General features: G+C 52.8%; 16 protein-coding genes. All 16 read left to right on the top strand.

What is annotated here, in order from left to right; all coding sequences use genetic code 11:
• The first annotated feature begins 46 nt into the window (after positions 1-46).
• A complete protein-coding gene (locus Pla52o_RS04970; RefSeq protein WP_197168997.1) occupies positions 47-874 on the top strand; it encodes an FkbM family methyltransferase in 828 nt (275 codons plus the stop codon).
• 25 nt (positions 875-899) lie between these two features.
• On the top strand, positions 900-2,186 hold the full coding sequence (locus tag Pla52o_RS26635; RefSeq protein WP_197168996.1) for a hypothetical protein: 1,287 nt from the start codon (positions 900-902) through the stop codon (positions 2,184-2,186).
• Positions 2,176-3,117, top strand: coding sequence for a class I SAM-dependent methyltransferase (locus tag Pla52o_RS04965; protein ID WP_197168995.1), 942 nt, complete (start codon positions 2,176-2,178; stop codon positions 3,115-3,117). The genes Pla52o_RS26635 and Pla52o_RS04965 overlap by 11 nt, the downstream gene beginning before the upstream one ends.
• Before the next feature lie 93 nt (positions 3,118-3,210).
• Positions 3,211-4,572 (top strand): glycosyltransferase family 4 protein, encoded by a 1,362-nt coding sequence (locus Pla52o_RS04960; RefSeq protein WP_146593416.1) that lies wholly within the window; start codon positions 3,211-3,213, stop codon positions 4,570-4,572.
• Positions 4,556-5,779 (top strand): acyltransferase family protein, encoded by a 1,224-nt coding sequence (locus Pla52o_RS04955; RefSeq protein WP_146593415.1) that lies wholly within the window; start codon positions 4,556-4,558, stop codon positions 5,777-5,779. The genes Pla52o_RS04960 and Pla52o_RS04955 overlap by 17 nt, the downstream gene beginning before the upstream one ends.
• Positions 5,780-5,787: 8 nt before the next feature.
• Positions 5,788-7,191, top strand: coding sequence for a glycosyltransferase family 4 protein (locus Pla52o_RS04950; RefSeq protein WP_146593414.1), 1,404 nt, complete (start codon positions 5,788-5,790; stop codon positions 7,189-7,191).
• A gap of 182 nt (positions 7,192-7,373) precedes the next feature.
• A complete protein-coding gene (locus Pla52o_RS04945; protein ID WP_146593413.1) occupies positions 7,374-8,099 on the top strand; it encodes an FkbM family methyltransferase in 726 nt (241 codons plus the stop codon).
• Between the two features lie 44 nt (positions 8,100-8,143).
• Positions 8,144-9,187, top strand: a complete 1,044-nt coding sequence (locus Pla52o_RS04940; protein ID WP_197168994.1) for a galactosyltransferase-related protein — start codon at positions 8,144-8,146, stop codon at positions 9,185-9,187.
• Between the two features lie 187 nt (positions 9,188-9,374).
• Positions 9,375-10,199: a glycosyltransferase family 10 domain-containing protein gene (locus Pla52o_RS04935; protein ID WP_197168993.1), complete on the top strand. Its 825-nt coding sequence runs from the start codon at positions 9,375-9,377 to the stop codon at positions 10,197-10,199.
• A 196-nt stretch (positions 10,200-10,395) separates the two neighbouring features.
• The gene (locus Pla52o_RS04930; RefSeq protein WP_197168992.1) at positions 10,396-11,100 is read left to right on the top strand and encodes an FkbM family methyltransferase; all 705 of its coding nucleotides are present in this window, start codon (positions 10,396-10,398) and stop codon (positions 11,098-11,100) included.
• Positions 11,097-12,257, top strand: a complete 1,161-nt coding sequence (locus Pla52o_RS04925; RefSeq protein WP_146593409.1) for a glycosyltransferase family 61 protein — start codon at positions 11,097-11,099, stop codon at positions 12,255-12,257. Before Pla52o_RS04930 ends, Pla52o_RS04925 begins: the two co-directional genes overlap by 4 nt.
• A complete protein-coding gene (locus Pla52o_RS04920) occupies positions 12,257-13,003 on the top strand; it encodes an FkbM family methyltransferase (RefSeq protein WP_231612113.1) in 747 nt (248 codons plus the stop codon). Before Pla52o_RS04925 ends, Pla52o_RS04920 begins: the two co-directional genes overlap by 1 nt.
• A 236-nt stretch (positions 13,004-13,239) precedes the next feature.
• Positions 13,240-13,908 carry a class I SAM-dependent methyltransferase gene (locus Pla52o_RS04915; protein WP_197168991.1) on the top strand — a complete coding sequence of 223 codons (669 nt, stop codon included), beginning with the start codon at positions 13,240-13,242 and terminating at the stop codon, positions 13,906-13,908.
• The gene (locus Pla52o_RS04910) at positions 13,905-14,912 is read left to right on the top strand and encodes a glycosyltransferase family 2 protein (protein ID WP_146593406.1); all 1,008 of its coding nucleotides are present in this window, start codon (positions 13,905-13,907) and stop codon (positions 14,910-14,912) included. The genes Pla52o_RS04915 and Pla52o_RS04910 overlap by 4 nt, the downstream gene beginning before the upstream one ends.
• A gap of 193 nt (positions 14,913-15,105) precedes the next feature.
• Positions 15,106-16,209: an acyltransferase family protein gene (locus tag Pla52o_RS04905; protein ID WP_146593405.1), complete on the top strand. Its 1,104-nt coding sequence runs from the start codon at positions 15,106-15,108 to the stop codon at positions 16,207-16,209.
• Between the two features lie 57 nt (positions 16,210-16,266).
• Entirely contained in the window at positions 16,267-17,223 is a 957-nt protein-coding gene (locus Pla52o_RS04900; protein ID WP_146593404.1) for a glycosyltransferase family 2 protein, read from the top strand.
• The last annotated feature ends 327 nt before the right edge of the window (positions 17,224-17,550 follow it).

Here is a 17,550-nt window from a genome sequence, read left to right as displayed (position 1 = left end):
GAGCATTCCAGAATGCTACAACTTATCCACCGAACGGTAACGAAGTTTGGAACCGCCATCGCCAGCCGCATTCTCGCGGTTGTCCTTCGTCCAATGGGAATTCAATAACGTGCGCCGGCTGATAACACGCCCTATTCTGTCGCTGCTGAAGACCGCCGGATGGGAATTACGGAAGGCCCTGCCGGTCGGAGAACGACGTTTGCTCGAGTACAAGAAGCGCATGCGTGATAGTTGGGGCTGTCTGAAGGAATATCACCCCGGTACGGTGTTGGATATCGGCGCTAATGAAGGCCAGTTCGCCGGGCTTATTCGCGAATTTCTCCCGGGGGCAAAAATCGTCTCATTCGAACCGCTGAAAAGCTGTTTTGAGACGTTGCAAAGTAAACAGGCAGAACTGGCTCCATCGTTGGCATTTCATACGGCGCTGGGCAGTGAGCCCGGTACTGCGACAATCAATCGAAGTGCTTTCACACCCAGTTCATCTCTGTTGCCGATGGGTTCGCTTCACAAAGTTGAATTGCCTCATACCGCTGAATCGGTACAGGAAGAGATTGTCATCAGCCGTCTGGACGACATCTTGAACGACCTCGAACTCGAGGAGCCGATACTGATGAAAATCGACGTTCAAGGATTTGAGGAACAAGTCCTGTTGGGTGCCGAACAAACATTGCAAAAAGTCATCGCCGTCGTGGTGGAAGTGAGCGCACAACCCTTATATGAAGGTGAACCAGGATTCGATCGCATCTACGAAATCATGAAGTCGCACGGATTTGCGTACTGCGGAAATGTCGATCAGTGGCGCAATAAGAAAAGCGGTCACATCCTGCAGTTCGACTGTTTGTTTGAAAATCGGAATCTTCGTCCCCAGTCATAATCTATTCCGTTAGCTTAACCCGCAAATGAAAACGATGCTTATCTCCGGCATGCCGCCTGGCGACGGTGGTGTCGGCGAAATCCTGATTGAAGAGATGCTGGGCTGCGACGGGATTGAGCCTGTCTCCTATGCAGGTCTGATCACCCAGGAACACTTCGACAAGAGACAGCGCCAACACCTTACCCAGCAGCAATGTTTTGTTCCTCCTGCTGAGTTTGCCCGTCGAAATGCGCCAGGATGGAAAGGAACGATCACCACGATTTCCGATCGTTTGCGACGTTATGAGCCGGCTGTCAGGCAACTTAGTCGCGATGTAATCGACTTCGTACACCAGGAGTCACCTGACCAGATTTGGACCATCCTGAATTCAACCGTCACGATCGATGTCGCGGCAGCAGTTCGTGCGGCAACCGAAGTACCGATGCTCGTGCACATCTGGGATGATCCGCGGGATATCCTGATGCAGCGGAAACTGGACCGATTTACGTTCGCCCGCACCTTGAAGCGTTTTGATTTCCTGCTGCGGAGGGCGGATCGACTGGGAGTGATTTGCGAACCGATGGCCGATGCTTATGCGAAGAAATCACAGGCATCATCGGTCATCATTCGACATGGAATACAGGACAGCGTGACGCCCCTCAGCGAGCCGACTTCGAAAGACGAGTTTCGAATCGGCATAAGCGGAAGCATGTATTGTTATTCGGCATGGAAGGCATTCCATCGGGCGCTCGACGAATTGGACTGGCGCATCGGCCGCAAACGTATCGTGCTTGTGGTTGCGGGAAGCGACATCCGGTTTCGGGCTTTTAAACCGGCCGAATGTCGTTTTTATGGCTGGCGATCTGTGCCGGAAGTGATGCGGATTCTGACAAATTGCGATGCGTTATATTTGCCACATCCATTCGAACCTCTGCAGGAACCATTGGCACGTCTGTCGTTTCCCACCAAGTTAAGTACTTACGCGGGAACCGGACGCCCCGTACTTCTGCACGCGCCCCACCACAGTTCGCTGACAGGATTCTCGAAAAAGCATGGCTTCGGTTTGCTGACCCATGATCTCGAGCCTAGCAGATTGGCTGAATTTTTGCGATTAAATCTTGGGGATCAAAATGTTCTCAATGAGCAAAGCGATGCGACAGCGAGGATTGGATCGACGATCCTAGGACGGGCACAATTTGAACGTAGTACACGTGAATTCCTTGCTCCGCATGATTGTTTTCCCGTCGAGCCAAGCCGGGAAGTCTCAGCGGATGCTGATTTTAGTTCGCGCGCAGTTTCAGCCAGCCTGCCGAAGGTCACACATGATGAATAAAGCATTGAAGACTATTTTCAAAGCACTGCCAGGCGTGCGGCGAATTGTCGCGGACCGCGACCGGCTGAGGGAAGATGTGCTTTCGTTGAAAGCCGGGCAAGAATTTCCACCCGGGCATTACTATTCGGCTATTCCCGATGCAAATGAGGCCAAGGGAATTGGCGAGCGCTCCGGTAACCGCGCAGTCTGTGAAATAGCCGGCGTCGATCTGAATTGGGACAGTCAGGAATCGCTGTTTCTGGAACTTGCGCAATTCTACAGTGAACTACCGTTCAGTGAGGCACAGTCGGATCGGGAACCACACCGCTACTGGTTGGACAACGGAATCTATTGCTACGCGGACGGTGTCCTGATGTACACACTCCTCAGGCATCTGCAGCCCGCCCGGCTGATTGAAATCGGCTCTGGTTTTTCCTCCTGCCTCGCTCTTGATGTAAACGACCTGTTCCTTGACGGTCGTATGCGATGTACTTTTGTCGAACCTTATCCTGATCGCCTGCTGAGGAATCTCCGTTCGGGCGACGCGCAGCGAGTCAACATCGTCCAGGACAAAGTGCAGAACGTTGATCCGGATCTGTTTGAGCAGCTGCAGCCAAATGATATCCTGTTCATCGATTCGTCGCACGTGGGAAAGGCTGGCAGTGACGTCAACTTTTTATTCTTCGATATTCTGCCAAGGTTGAAACCGGGAGTTTGGATTCATGTTCACGATGTGTTCTACCCGTTTGAATATCCGGAAGAATGGATTCTGGGAGGCCGTTCCTGGAACGAAGCGTACATGCTGCATTGCCTGCTGATGGACAACAGCAAGTATCAAATCAGGATGTGGGGCGACGCGTTGGGAGCTCAGAAGCGACACCTGCTGGAGAAGTTTATGCCGCTCTGCCTAAAGAATACCGGTGCAGGTATTTGGCTAGAGAAAATGGGATAATGAAGTATATTCCGCCGATGCGGGCAGTACGATCAGATGGACTGCCGAATACGTTGAATCTAACAATTATCCCCCAATGATCATTCCTGAAAAATGTCCCGCCTGCTGATCATTACGCGATCCCACAACCCGCTCGGTGGCGCGGATCGGATTGTTGCAGATCTTTGTCGCGAGCTTCCATCACGGGGGTGGCAGACCATTCTGGGACTGACTCGCGGGGCGAGTTTTGATGATCCCGACGCCTACCGCCGTGTGCATCGCAACCTTGAAACCATCGAAATTGACGGCACACACGGCACCCGGGCGGCAAGATTAAAATCACTTCGCGAGACGATCAGAAAAACCAGCCCGAACGTCGTTTTGTCGATGCGGGTTTTTGACGCGTACCAAGCGGTCGCACAGCTCAAAGCGGACGATCTGTCCCGTGCACCGCGACTGGCCGTTGGTGTGCGTGCGTACGAGAGCGCCTACATCAGCGACGTGCGACGTTGTTGTGGCAATATCGATTTGTGTGTGACTTCGGGAAAACTAATCGCCGCAGCCTGCCGTCAAATCGGCGGTATGGAGGAACAGCGTGTTGAAAGCATCGCAGGAGGAGTCCATCCGCCACGTGAAGCTGTTTCCCCAAAAGACTCGCAATCATTTAATGACCAAAAGCCGATCCGTTTGCTGTATGCCGGCCGGTTGGAACAACAACAAAAGCGTGCACTCGATTTGATCCCGTTCACGCAGGCGTTACTGGCCTTGGGAATCGAATTCCGGCTCGATATCTGTGGCGCCGGACCGGAGGAGGATCGCATAGCCGATCAGCTGAAACTTCTGATCGACAACGGTCAGGTGACCATGCACGGTTGGGTTGACCAAGCGGAATTGTACAATCGATTCTATCCAAATGCCGATTGCTTTGTTCACTTTGCGGCATGGGAAGGAGTGACGATTTCACCGCGTGAAGCGATGGCTCATGGAGTCGTTCCGGTCGTATCAGAATTCACGGGAATGCATGCGGAGGGTCAATTCCTAAATCGCATCAATTCGCTTTGCTTTCCCGTGGGTCATCCCGAAATTGCGGCCCAGCGGGTTGGGGAATTGCTATCAACTCCCGCACTGTTATCGCAACTTTCAAAGTCTGCGATGGAAACGCAGACGGGTAAATACTCTCATGCCGGAGCATTGGATTTATGGCGTGATGTATTGAACCAATGTCTGAAGTTGCCGGCCAAAGTCGACAACTTTCCACGGATCCCCGAGCGATTGGGCGGTCGACTGAGCCAGTGGGGGGTCCCGTCTTCGCTGCAGTTGTGGCTTCGTCGTGTGTTGAATAAGCCCGTGTTGCATCATGCGCCGGGTAGTGAATGGCCGACGGCAAGTGGCCTGATGAGCGAAGTGGAACAAGCGGAGATCGCCGCGTTAGCGGTGAAGTTGGAAGCGGAGACGCAACTTGAACCAGTCGCCTGAAATAAGGAATTCACAGTCACTGATTGAGCAACGATTGGTGGGTATCGATATCCTGCGGGGTCTGGCGGTCTTAGCGGTGGTGTTATGTCACATCCCCCACTACGCGATCGGCGGTTTTCGTGAAAACATCTGGTTCTTCCCAAGCCTGCTGATGGATTTTGGTTATCTGGGAGTGCCGCTGTTTGTGCTCATTTCCGGTTTTTGTATCCATCGACGAACCGCTATCACAAGAGCCACCAGCGGCAAATGTTCATTGAACTGGGTCGAATTCTGGAAAAGGCGATTCTGGCGACTTTACCCTCCTTATGTCGCGGCCATCGTCTTGAGTGTGAGCTTCGCGTTGTTGATTCATGAGCGAATGCCTGACCTGGCGAATTCGATTGGGCCTGATCTGGCGACTCATCTGCTGATGGTTCACAACCTAACGGCTGATTACGCCGGTGGCTTGGGAAACACTCCGTTTTGGTCACTGGGAATGGAGGAACAACTTTACGCATTCTACTTCTTGCTGTTCTTAATGATTCGGATTCGGAACCACACCGTTGCGATCTCGGTGGCTGCCATCACGACTATCATTTGGCGTGGTGCTACTCCGGGCCTGCCGGACGCCTACGGACTTGGTTATTGGCAATTGTGGCCATTCAATTTTTGGCTTCATTGGGCACTGGGTGCGCTTGCCGTTGACGCTTATTTCGGAAACTGCCGTCTCCCCCGCTGGTGTTCGTCCATGACCTATGGGCTCCTCGCAGCAACAGCAGGCATGCTGACCAATCGGTTGACGTTCGGATTTCTAGCGCAGACAAGACTCGCGGAATTGGTTGACATGGACTCCTGGTCCGGATGGATTCCCAACGTGAGCAGCGTTGGTGAACTCGGATTCGCCGTTGCGTTTTTCTGCTTTCTGAACTGGTGTGTGCAGGCAAAGGACCACGTCCTATTGCGCAATTCGCTCGCGACCGGCATCTCCTGCATCGGGAAGATTTCCTACTCAGTCTATTTGATCCATGTACCGGTGATTTTTGTCCTGGAAAAGTATATTCCTTTTGAACACTCACAGACCGAATGGATTTTGCGCATGCTCATCTATGCCCCCATCTGTCTGATTGCAGGGGCGATGTTTTACTGGTTGGTAGAACGCTGGTTCCTGGCCGGCCACTGTCCACCGTTGTGGCGGTCGACGAAACCGGCTGCAAACGCACTTAGCTGACGAAAATCATGGTAAAAGGTCACCGTTTACTTTTTGTTTGCCCCACATCCAGCCCGATCGGCGGCGTACAAACATGGCTCGATCAACTTAGCAGTGGTTTGGAAAAACGTGGCTGGGAACCGATCGTGGCACTTGTCCACGGCCCAAGCACAAATGACTCCACCGGATATAAAGTCGCGCATCCGAACCTTGAGACAGTCACGATCGACGGGTCGACGATGACGATGGGTGCTCGCGTGAGGGCGGTCATGCGAACGATTAAACGCCTGCGCCCCGATTACTACATTCCCATGTCGGTGGTTGATGCGCACGATGCGGTTTGCGCTCTAAAAAGGAACGGCGACTATCATGGTCGCTATGTACTTTCATTGCACACGAACATGCCGACACAGATTGCGGACGCCACACTTTTCCAGCCCTTTGCCGATGTTTCTGTGAATCCGGGAGCACTGACTTGCCGACTCGCGGAATGGGCTGGGATGCCGAAGTCCCATATTTTCCATGTTCCTAATGGCACATCGCTTCATCCATTGCATCCACAGGCCGCTCCGCAACAACCGCTGCGTCTGGCGTATGTTGGAAGACTGGCAGACGTGGACAAACGAGTGACGGACATGATCGGTGTTGTCGACGCACTGGAATCAATGAAGTTGAAATATCAACTTGACGTTTTTGGAAGCGGCCCCTGTGATGAAATTCTACGGAACGCAATCACCTCCCGTTCGGTGCGCTTTCATGGATTCGTTGATTCGATCAGTTTACACCGCGACATTTTTCCGCAGACGGACATTCTGCTGTCGTTTTCCCAGTCGGAGGGTTTTGGGATATCGCTGATTGAAGCAATGTCTCACGGTGTCGTTCCCGTCTCATCAAAGTACGTTGGCCATCGCACTGAAGGGTTTCTGATTGATGGCGAAACGGCGAGGCTGTTCGACATTGGAGATACAGCGGGATGTGCGGAAGTCGTCAGGCAGCTCGATCGGAACCGCGGAACATTGGCGACATTGTCGCAAGACGCACACAAGTTGGTCACGTCGCGTTACTCATGGGAGCGTTGTGTCGATGGCTGGGAATCTGCTCTGCTGTCTTCGCGTGAACTGGAGCCTCGAACCGTTCCCGCAATTCCTCCTCGCGAAATCAATGAAGGCAATAGTTTGGCGAGTCGGTTTCGCTGGTTGCCCGCCGGTCTGTCCGACACCTTCTACAAGGTCAAACGAAGGATACTTGGGATTCCAGACGCCATGAAACAAGGAGAAGAATGGCCGTTTGATACTCGATCATTCGATGTTGCGAGACTTGCGGCCATTGAGGATCTGACCGTGCAACTTGATGAATTCATCGATTCTCGGAAAGCATCGATCGCCAAACCAAAGGCTAGTGTGAAACCAGGATCAAACGGACTGATTGCGTGAATCATCTGTCAGGTCGCGGGAACCGGGAGTCGCGATTGTCACACCGTGAATTTCGAAACGCTGCGTGGGCAGTCGAATCAAACGATCCATTGTGGCCGCATCGATATCTCACACCGACCGATGTCTGAAAATCCCGTTCAATATCTAAATGCCTTCTTATCAACCGCCGAGATGGAATTTTAATGATTGACTTGGTCAGAAACTTCATCCGTATGCGTCGCCAAACGCGCAGGAAGACGTACCAATGCGAACGTCCCGTCCTTGATCTGGTCGACTTCGGGACGACGCCCGGTGTGGTCCTGGACGTCGGTGCCAATAAAGGGGGGTTTGCATCAAAGGTGCTGGTTCAGGCACCTCTGACGCAAGTACATTGTTTTGAACCCAACGGGGAGCTGTCTACACGACTGGAGGGAATTGCATCCACCTGGGGTGCATTTCGAGGTTCGCCACGCTGCATTGTGAATCATCTGGGCGTCGGCAGCAGCATGTCGCAAATGGAGTTGATCGTTACGGGCATGCACGGAGCCAGTTCGTTTCTTTCGGTAGCCGACGCGGCAACCCAAGGTTGGCCGGATATGGATTTTGATGAAGTCCGGAGGGAAGCGGTGCCGGTTACGAGGCTCGACACTTACCTGACGGAGAATTCCATCGAAGCAGTGAAACTTCTCAAGTTGGATGTTCAGGGATTTGAGCTGGAAGCATTAAAAGGTTGTGGTGATCGACTCCGAGATATTGAGTACATCATCTCCGAGGTTCAATTCACTCCGCTCTACGCGGGTGCGCCTCTCTGGCATGAAATCGTCAATTACGCGACGCATTTTGGTTTCGTCCCGCAGGTGATGGATGGTTTCTGTTTTGCCCCGGACGGTCAGCCCCTGCAGGCTGACGTGCTGCTCAAACGCGTTTAGAATCGCCCTATACCACCTCCACACTGATCATGGCCCCTCATTCATTGACTTTTAAGGAATACCTTGGTTGCTGGCTGCATGAGCGCTGGCGCACCGAACTGATACTCAAGTTCCCGGGCGTGGCATCTGCTTTCGGATGGAACTGGAAAGACCTACACAATCGCCATGAGAAAATTACAACAACCCCTGAGACAGACGGCCGCATTTGTCACTGGCGGGATAGTTCACCGCTGACGGTTGCCCGTTTTTTACCGCATGTCGGCGGCCAAATCCTGCAGCATTGTTTGCAACAGTGGCCGGTGGCGTTTGACACCCGGCCCAACGCCTGTTCAGACCGTCCGGAGGTTTCATTCGTGGTAGGTGTCCGGGGTACCGGACGCCTTCCTCAGTTTCAGGCAACGGTGGCATCGTTGCTGGGCCAATCGGACTGTGAGACGGAGGTGATCATTGTCGAACAAAGTTGGCAGCAGGAGTTCGCAGAGCACGTACCTGATGGGGCTCGCTACTATCACACGCCTACCACGTGCCGGGAAATGCCGTACAACCGTTCCTGGGCGTTGAATTTTGGAGCACGGCGTGCCAAAGGTCGCGTTGTTGTCCTACACGACGGTGACTATGTCGTCCCGACGCATTTTGGCAGAGAGGTCGCCAAACGAGTCAACGGAAAGCTTCAGTCGTCGCGGTTGCCCCGTTACATATTTTATCTGGACCAGGCCGCTTCTGAGCGCGTACAGAATCAGCGTTCATTTCAGTCGGTGACCCAACTGGAACAAGTCGTTCAGAACAACCCCACCCCGATGGCTGTGACCCGTAAAGCTTATATGGAAATTGGCGGTCACGACGAAGCTTTTTATGGCTGGGGCGGCGAAGACAACGAGTTTCTCGATCGTGCACGGCAGCTGGAACACAGCGAAGGCGCGTTTCTGCCGGTGTTCCATTTATGGCATCCCGAAGCCCCCAATCGCTCGGGTGATCGCAACGCCGAGCACCGGGATCAAATCATGGCGAAACCCGCAACAAGCCGCATCAAGCAGTTGGCGGCACGTCCTTTCGGTGAGCTTGCCCCTAGTGTCATCTGGCAGGATTGACCCGCTTGTCTAGTTTGAAACAATCTCTGCCAGACATTCTCAGGCACAACGGATGAAACGGTCGGTTTTGAATATTGATTGTTACGGGCATCGTACCGCAAAGTCCCTTGATGTGACTTGTGAGCAGACGCAATTGCGGTTCCGGTTCGAAGATGGCAAGTCCGAAGCGATGCGTTATCACTTGGGCTTGTTTTTGGACTATTTTGCGACCACCGGCCGCAGTTATCTTCGCTACCCCAAGAGGCTTCGGATTGCGGTCCTAAGCGAACCCAACACCAGCGTTCCTTTTTTTGAAGACGTCAATCTGTGCAATCGGTTCGCGATAGTGCTGACGCACGATGCGCGATTGCTGGAACGCGGATTCCCGTATCGCGAACTCGTTTTCGGAACCAACTGGCTGGGTGACGACTCACTTGAGCGTCGCGACTACAATAAGATCCGCTTAGTATCAATGATCGGTGCCCACCATCAAAACCCAGTCGCCGGGCATGTATTGAGGAACGAGGTGATCGCACGCCTTGCCAACCGTTCCGGAGTGGACCGCTTTGGTAAAGGTGTTAAGTGGATCGACAGTAAAATGGATGGCCTGGCCGACTATGCATTCTCAATCGCCATGGAGAATTGCAGCCGTGATGCCTATTTTTCCGAAAAAATCATCGATTGCCTGCTGACAGAAACCGTTCCGATTTACTACGGCTGCGACGGGATTCATCGATATTTTGACGAACGCGGCCTAATCTCATTCCAATCCGTGGATGAGTTGGAGTCAATCCTGGACAGCCTTTCCTGGCAACGGTACGAGCAGATGCGCCCGTTCGTTTTACAGAATCGCGATCGCGCAATCTCACAGAAGTGGGCAACGCGACCGCAACTTTACGAACGAATTGCGGCTGAGATTTTGGACCATTACGGCTGTTTGAACAGGCACGCCTCGCCAACTTTGTTTCGGATCGCTCAAGACGTTCGACATCGCATGCGCCGCGTAAGCAGGTCTCCAAGAGACCGCAAGTAGTGAACCCGAATTCAATGATTAAGGCGGTTCGAAGATGATGACAGCCACTGTCGCTATGTTTGTTGCGAGTCTCGTTTGCATCCTGTTAGTCGCATTTAGGACACGCAGGGCAATTCGTGGACTTTGGAGCCGTCTCGAAAATCTCCAGCAGCAAATACGGGCTGCGAGGATTGCACAAAACGAGGCCAGTAATCAGGTGTACTCAGATCTGGCATCGCATATCCACAACAAGACAATCAGCTTTCAATCCCAGCATGGCGAAGACGTCTTTCTGTGGAACTACTTTGAGCGAAAATCGGATGGAACGTGTGTGGAGGTCGGCGCCTTCGACGGAAAATCCTGCAGCAACACCTACGCCTTCGAAGCACTGGGTTGGAAGTGCATTCTGGTCGAACCCGATCCGGAAATGGCGGACCGTTGCCGTATGAATCGACCTGAAAGCGACGTGGTACAGGCAGCCGTCGGCGGTCGCGACGCCAGCGGCACAATCACCTTCAACAAGGTTCGCTCCGATGCCGACTGGTCCGGAATGATGTCGTTCACCGAGGCCGATCCTGTTCATCTCGAAAAGTGCAAACGACTGAACGCCAGCATCGAGTCGGTTACCGTCCCGCACCGGAGCTTGAACGAGATTCTCAAAGATGTCACTGGCCCAATCGATTTCATGACAATTGATGTCGAGGGGCATGAAATGGAAGTACTGGACGGGCTGGACCTTGAGCGTTTTCGGCCGACGGTACTGGTAACCGAGTGCACCTATGACCGGGAAAGGGATCTTGTTGGCCAATACCTGGCTGCAAGGAACTATGAGCGGGTCACGACCGTCGGTTGCAACCATTTTTTCACGCGAATCCAGTCAAACGGAAACGACCGGAGATTGGATCAGGTTCAATCATCATGAATCCATCGTTACTTGATCGCGTACGGAACCGGTTGATAAGAAACCTGAATGTTCCGCCGCGGTATCTCGGTTACCCGTGTCTACAACAAACAGCGAGCGAAGACTACTGCACCGAACAGGGAACAACCTGGTGCAGGTTGATGGACGACGAGCCAGGAGACTTTCGACTTCCGCAGAATATTCATAGCCGCACGGAGTTGGAGGATTCGCGGGGTAAGTATGCGTTCTCGTTCTACGACGTGCCCGAACTGCTTCAACTGGGCCCGGTGGCCGCCGAGTTACGGGACTGCCGGTTGCTGCGGGTACGCAGCCCGTGGCAAAACGACTTCTACGCGGTCATCACTAACGATGACCGCGAAGTGGTCGTTGACGGCTGTCAATTCTCACCGGATCATGCGCGATTACTTCGTGGCCGGCCGACAGTCCGGCAGATTGATTCAGCCTGTTGGGTTGGCACCCACTCCACGCGAAATTATTTTCTGTGGCTGTTCTTTCATTTACCAAGGATTCACCTGGCGCAAACGCACTTACCAGATGTACCGATCCTGCTGCCGGCGGCGGACCTTCTGGATCAGCCCCGTCGGGATGCTCTGCAGATGCTTGGCGTGCGTGACCCGTTATTCCTGGAATCAGCGGACGAAGTGATCGAGGTCAGGCGGCTCAATGTTTTCCGCTATAGCATGTTTAACAGTCGCGTGCTCGGCGAAATCCGCCAAAGACTCACTTCTGGGTTGCCTCCGGGTCGGAAAGACAGACGCATCTACATTTGTAGGGAAGAGTGCGCGAACCGTCGAATGAGTAATGAAACTGAATTTTGGAATAAAATTCAGCCGTATGGTTTTGAACGTGTTTTTCTTGAGAAACTTTCATTTGTCGAACAGATGGAAGTCATGGCAAGTGCGCAAGCGGTCATTGGGTTGCACGGTGCGGGTTTTGCCAACCTGCTCTTTTGCGCGCCAGGCACACGCGTCGCAGAAATACGTGATTCCGGGTCACCCAATCCTCACTTTTACGCGGTCGCCAGTATTCTCGGGCACGACTACTGGCACTTTGTGGGCAAACCAGCTGAAGGCAAACCACTCTTTCGTGATTTGCATGTCGATCTGGACGCGCTACAGCCCTTCCTAAACGCCGTTTCCGGGGAGCACCCGCTGTGATGGAACTGTTGAGTAATACAAAACGTTTGATGGAGCGATGGTTTGATTGCAGAATTTATCGTGGTTGGTTTCCTCGCGGAAACAATCTGCGATTTGATCGGACGAGGATTATTAGTGAAGCCCCGTCCATAATTTTTGATGTAGGTGCCAATGTTGGGCAGACCGCTTGCAGTCTTGCCCAGCAATATCCGCGTGCCATTATCCACGCATTTGAACCGGTCAAATCAACCTTCGATACATTGACCAAGAATGTTCGGCGATTCCCCAATGTGCGATGTCATCAGTTGGCGTTAGGGGCCAGCACTTCAGTTGCGAAAATCAACATTTATCAGGGAAGCTGCAACAATTCATTTGTTAATTTTGACAATGAAGAACCGCTGGAAGTCGAGGAAGTATCCGTGCAATCGCTCAGTCAATTCTGCGAGAATCACGAAATTCATAAGATTGATTACCTGAAGATAGACACCGAAGGTTTCGACTTGGAGGTTGTCAGGGGAGCAGAGGAACTTTTTAAACGCAACGCGATCAGTACCGTGCTGGCGGAATTGGGATTCTCGTTAGGTAACGAGAAACATGTGCCGTTCGCGGATTTCAATGAATTCATGCATTCACAGGGAATGGGTGTTTTCGGGATATATGATCAGCGCAGAGAGTTTGATGGTTCGCACCTCTTACGGCGGGCTGACTGCCTGTTTGTCTCATCCAGTGTTTGTCTGAAGAAACTTGACAGCAGTCCGGACGTCTGATGCAGCGAGAGAATACAACCGAATTGAATACACAAGCCCCTTGGTATCGAGACGTGCTGAGTTGTCCCGACTGCGGTGGCAACGTTTCGTTTGAATCGTTTCCACGTTGCGGAACTTGCAAGTTCGAGGATCGCACGGGTCGTGATTTGCGACCGAAGAATCGCACGTTCGCCAACATTTCAATGCCTAAATTCCTGAGGCTCGATCCTGAAGAGCATCTAAAATCAGTCAGATTGATGGCACCTGACATTACCTATGCCGGGCCGAAGTCGGTTCGAGACTGCTCTCAGCTGATGTCGCTTGTTCAGGATCGTTTTGCCAGCGGCATTGATGTGCTGGATCTTGGATGCGGATCGCGTGATCACGCCGCCCCAGTGGAATCATTGAATCATCGATACGTTGGCGTCGACTACTCGAATAAGGCCGCCGACTTTCTTGCAGATGCGCATGCACTGCCGTTCAAAGACGGATCATTTGATTGCGTGCTTTCCTATGCGGTGCTGGAACACTTGTATAATCCGTTTGTCGCGGTCAGCGAGGTTTGCAGAGTGTTGCGACCGGGTGGCATTTATCTGGGCACAGTCTCACTGGGTGAGCCATTTCACCAATCGTTCTTTCACGTCACACCATGGGGTTTTCTGTCTCTAATCGAATCAGCGCCTGAATTGAAGGTGGATCAACTCTGGTCGTCGATGGATACACTGCGTTCGTTGTCGCGAATGGGGCGATATTCGCGTCCAGTCAGGTGGATGCTGGGGATGCTGCATCGTTTTGACAGGCGAACGCCGTTCCTGACGCCGCGGAAAATGAAATGGCCGGAAATTGACCGGAAGTGTGATGCACTTTACCGCACAGGCAGTTTGGGATTCTGTGTCTCGAAGTCAGACGTGCGACCAACCGAATGAATATTCACGCGTCATTGGTGTCCACGATCATTCCGGTATACAACCGAGCGGTGTTTTTGGAGGCAGCGGTGGAGAGTGTTCTCGCGCAATCCTATCGCCCCATCGAAGTGATTCTTGTCGATGACGGATCGACAGATGACACGCCCGAGTTGATTCAATCGATCGTGTCGGGAAATCCGGACATTGTGCGATCCATTCGCATTGCGAATTGCGGACCCGGCGGCGCTCGCGAGCGGGGCAGGCAAATCGCTCGTGGTGAGTTTATCCAATACCTAGACAGTGACGACCGCCTACTGCCCAACAAGTTCACTGCTCAGGTCGAAGCACTTCAATCCAATCCCGACTGTGGCGTCTCCTACGGGAAGACTTGCCTGATCAATGAAACGGGGCATGTGCTGGTTGCCCCCTTTAAGAAGTCAGGGGTTCGATTTGAATCGCTGTTTCCTGAATTGTTGGTTGACCGCTGGTGGAATACGCACACGCCTTTGTATCGACGCAGCGTTTGCGATCAGGTTGGAGCGTGGACAACGATGCGGATGGGAGAGGACTGGCACTACGACGCTCGCGTCGGAGCACTCGGAACGAAGCTGGTGTTCTGCAATGAATTCGTTTCGCAGCACCGGCAACATACCCATGAGCGGCTGACGGGAGGTGGCCTGAGCGTAAACGCGTTGAGAGACTTTGGTCAACTGATTCCGACTCTGTATTTTTGTGCGAAGCAGGCCGGGGTGGAGGTTGGTGGTCCGGAGATGCAGCACTTCTCTCGCTGGGCGTTCTCGCTTGCGCGTCAGCTCGGACGTTCCGGGCAGACGAAGCTAGCGCACGAGTGCTTTGAAGTGGCGAGAAAAGCGGATTGCGCTGGTGGGTCAGGGACACAATATCGTCTCGTGGGCACGATGGCGCGGTTACTGGGATGGAGAATCGTTGGGACTATCTGTGAGTCATTCAGCAAGTTGCGACGACGCCCCGGCAGCGACACGATGAAGCAAGCGTGGATGACATAATGACATTGGATCGCGACATCGCGCGTATCATTGATGACGGAGGGACTTGCAATCGTAATTATCCTGTTGCCAATATATTCGTGCCAGACAAGGAACAAGTCTGCTACGTGCTTATGACGGTTGAATCATTCCTGTTATATCAGTTCGGATCCGGCCGATTCGCGGGCTGCCACGCGACGTGCAACGCGAATCGATGACAGAGGAAATACAAGAGCCGAAACGTCTTGCACAGCTTGACATACTGCGAGCGATAGCCTGCATCTTGGTGATAATCAGCCATACCCCTGCACCTGCAAACCCGCTAATGATGGCCCTTAAACGCGGTGGGTGGATTGGAGTGGACTTGTTTTTTGTGTTGAGCGGATTCCTTGTTACCAGCTTGCTGTTTCGGGAATACAAACGCGACGGGCGTGTTCGTGCAGGACGGTTTGCCATCCGAAGGGCTCTGAAAATATATCCGGCATTCTATTTCTTTCTGTTCGTCACGACGATTTGCATTGTCCTGCTTGCCAACGACCTCTCAAATATCAGCCCCGGCAAACTGCTTGCAGAAGCCTTGTTTGTGCAAAACTACCTGCCAAGCGTGTGGGGACACACATGGTCTCTTGCCGTTGAGGAGCACTTCTACATTGCGGTGATTATCTTGGTTTGGAGCTGTTCAAGATTCGGTTCGGGCAATCCGTTTCGGTCATGGCCGCCAATCCTTGTTGGCGTTGGTGTGGTAGTCTTGAGCTTGCGTATCGCATTTGCCAACACGTTTACTAACGTGCCGGCGGTAACCCACTTGCGGTGCGATGCCCTGTCGATGGGAATCCTGTTGGCTTATTTGTGGAACTTCCAACACGATTGGTTCATCAATTTTTCGGCGCGATATCGCGTGATCCTGCTGACTGCAGGGATTTTGCTTGTGATGCCCCCGTTCATCTATTCCGCGCGAGAGTATAGCTGGATACGTGTCTATGGGCTTACGACAAACTACCTCGGCAGCGCCATGATTCTGTTCGCAGTGATCCCGCTTAAGATGAAAAACCCTGGCTTTATTTCCAGCAGCCTTGCCTGGGTCGGCACCTATTCCTATTCCATCTATGTCTGGCACGCCGTCGTGGCAAGTTGGATCATCCCGCGAATTCATGAACGAACAGTCGACGTTAGTACCTACGTTACGGTGTTCCTTTCATTGCTATTAAGCCTGTGCCTGGGAATCGTAATGGCGAACATAATCGAGTTTCCTGTATTGAAATTTCGAGATATCTTTTTCCCGGCGACGGACCGAAGAATCGCCACCAGCCGGACTTGATCGATTGGCTGGAATCGATCACCACAATCATTCTGCTCTCATAGCTGTATTGAGTTAATGCCAGATGTTTCAGTCATCATCGGAGTCCGCAACGCCGCCCATTCAGTCGGTGAATCGGTTATAGGAATTTTGGAACAGTCCTTCACTGATCTGGAGTGCATCGTCATTAATGATGGATCAGTGGATGATACCGGGCGAATTCTCGATGAATTGGCCAAGCAGGATCAGCGTCTGAAAATTCTTCATCAGGAGAACCGAGGATTAACTCAGGCTTTGATCACTGCGTCTGGAATGGCACAAGGAGAATTCATTGCCAGACAGGATGCGGACGATATTTCGATACCTGATCGGCTAGAAAAACAGGTTGCCGCGTTAGCAAGAGACGAGTCTGCGGTGTTGGCTACTTGCTGGGTCGAAGATGTCACCCCGGAAGGCATCGTGTGCGAAACACACAGGAATCTCGGCCACACCGTTAAACTGGCATCCGGTGAGGATCATCACCTGATCGGTGTGCCCGCCCACGGAAGCGTGCTCATGCGCCGTGATGCACTTGAACGGGTCGGCGGTTACCGCGTTCCCTTTTACTATGCCCAGGACAGTGACCTTTGGCTGCGGTTGTCAGAAATTGGCAATTTTGTGGTGGTGCCCGAAGTTCTCTATCAGCGCACCGTCAGCACTGACTGTATCAGCGCGCGATTCCAGGATGCGCAGAAGCAATTCAGTGAACTGGCCCAGGCCTGCTTTCGAGCCACCCGGCAGGGTGCTGCTGATCACGAGTGGTTGCGTGAAGCAGAACGGTTGTCTGAGAAATGTCGCGTGCGCAAGGATGAAACCACTTCCAGCTTTGATCGCGCGACCAGTCTACTGCTGGTGGGAGCTGCGCTTGCAGAAAAAGATCCCATACTTGCAGGTCAGTATTTCAAACGCGCGATAGCCTCGAATGCTTTTCACCTGAGAGCTTGGAAAGCGCTGCTGGTCCACAATCTGCGACAGTTGTTTCCGCGCGACGCATGAAAATTCTTTGGGTATCTGAAGTCGATCCTGATCCAAATTCGGGTGCTGGCGGAACAGAATTACTGATGGTTCGGCAATTGCGGAACCTTGGACATGAGGTCCAGACGATTTGGGCCGACGAACTGCCTAGGCGAATCGCTCATGGAAACCTGCACTATGCATTGGAGTTGCCAGGGACGTATGCGAAAGCCATTCTGGCTGCTAGTCGTCGCACCTCGTTTGATATCGTTACCGTAAATCTCGGACAAAGCTTTCTCGCCGGTAGGAAACTCCGATCACGGGGCTTTGAAGGTGCATTTATCGTGCGAAGTCACGGATTGGATGATC

The sequence above is a fragment of the Novipirellula galeiformis genome (assembly GCF_007860095.1).
In the GTDB taxonomy this organism is placed as follows: Bacteria; Planctomycetota; Planctomycetia; order Pirellulales; family Pirellulaceae; genus Novipirellula; species Novipirellula galeiformis.
This window is presented reverse-complemented; position numbering and strand designations above follow the sequence as displayed.

What these genes read in the sequence shown, in the direction of transcription:
- Pla52o_RS04965 (WP_197168995.1), top strand. Translation starts at nt 2,176, where the DNA reads ATGATGAATAAAGCATTGAAGACTATTTTCAAAGCACTGCCAGGCGTG.
- Pla52o_RS26635 (WP_197168996.1), top strand. Translation starts at nt 900, where the DNA reads ATGAAAACGATGCTTATCTCCGGCATGCCGCCTGGCGACGGTGGTGTC.
- Pla52o_RS04950 (WP_146593414.1), top strand. Translation starts at nt 5,788, where the DNA reads ATGGTAAAAGGTCACCGTTTACTTTTTGTTTGCCCCACATCCAGCCCG.
- Pla52o_RS04900 (WP_146593404.1), top strand. Translation starts at nt 16,267, where the DNA reads ATGCCAGATGTTTCAGTCATCATCGGAGTCCGCAACGCCGCCCATTCA.
- Pla52o_RS04910 (WP_146593406.1), top strand. Translation starts at nt 13,905, where the DNA reads ATGAATATTCACGCGTCATTGGTGTCCACGATCATTCCGGTATACAAC.
- Pla52o_RS04915 (WP_197168991.1), top strand. Translation starts at nt 13,240, where the DNA reads ATGGCACCTGACATTACCTATGCCGGGCCGAAGTCGGTTCGAGACTGC.
- Pla52o_RS04945 (WP_146593413.1), top strand. Translation starts at nt 7,374, where the DNA reads ATGATTGACTTGGTCAGAAACTTCATCCGTATGCGTCGCCAAACGCGC.
- Pla52o_RS04905 (WP_146593405.1), top strand. Translation starts at nt 15,106, where the DNA reads ATGACAGAGGAAATACAAGAGCCGAAACGTCTTGCACAGCTTGACATA.
- Pla52o_RS04925 (WP_146593409.1), top strand. Translation starts at nt 11,097, where the DNA reads ATGAATCCATCGTTACTTGATCGCGTACGGAACCGGTTGATAAGAAAC.
- Pla52o_RS04920 (WP_231612113.1), top strand. Translation starts at nt 12,257, where the DNA reads ATGGAACTGTTGAGTAATACAAAACGTTTGATGGAGCGATGGTTTGAT.
- Pla52o_RS04960 (WP_146593416.1), top strand. Translation starts at nt 3,211, where the DNA reads ATGTCCCGCCTGCTGATCATTACGCGATCCCACAACCCGCTCGGTGGC.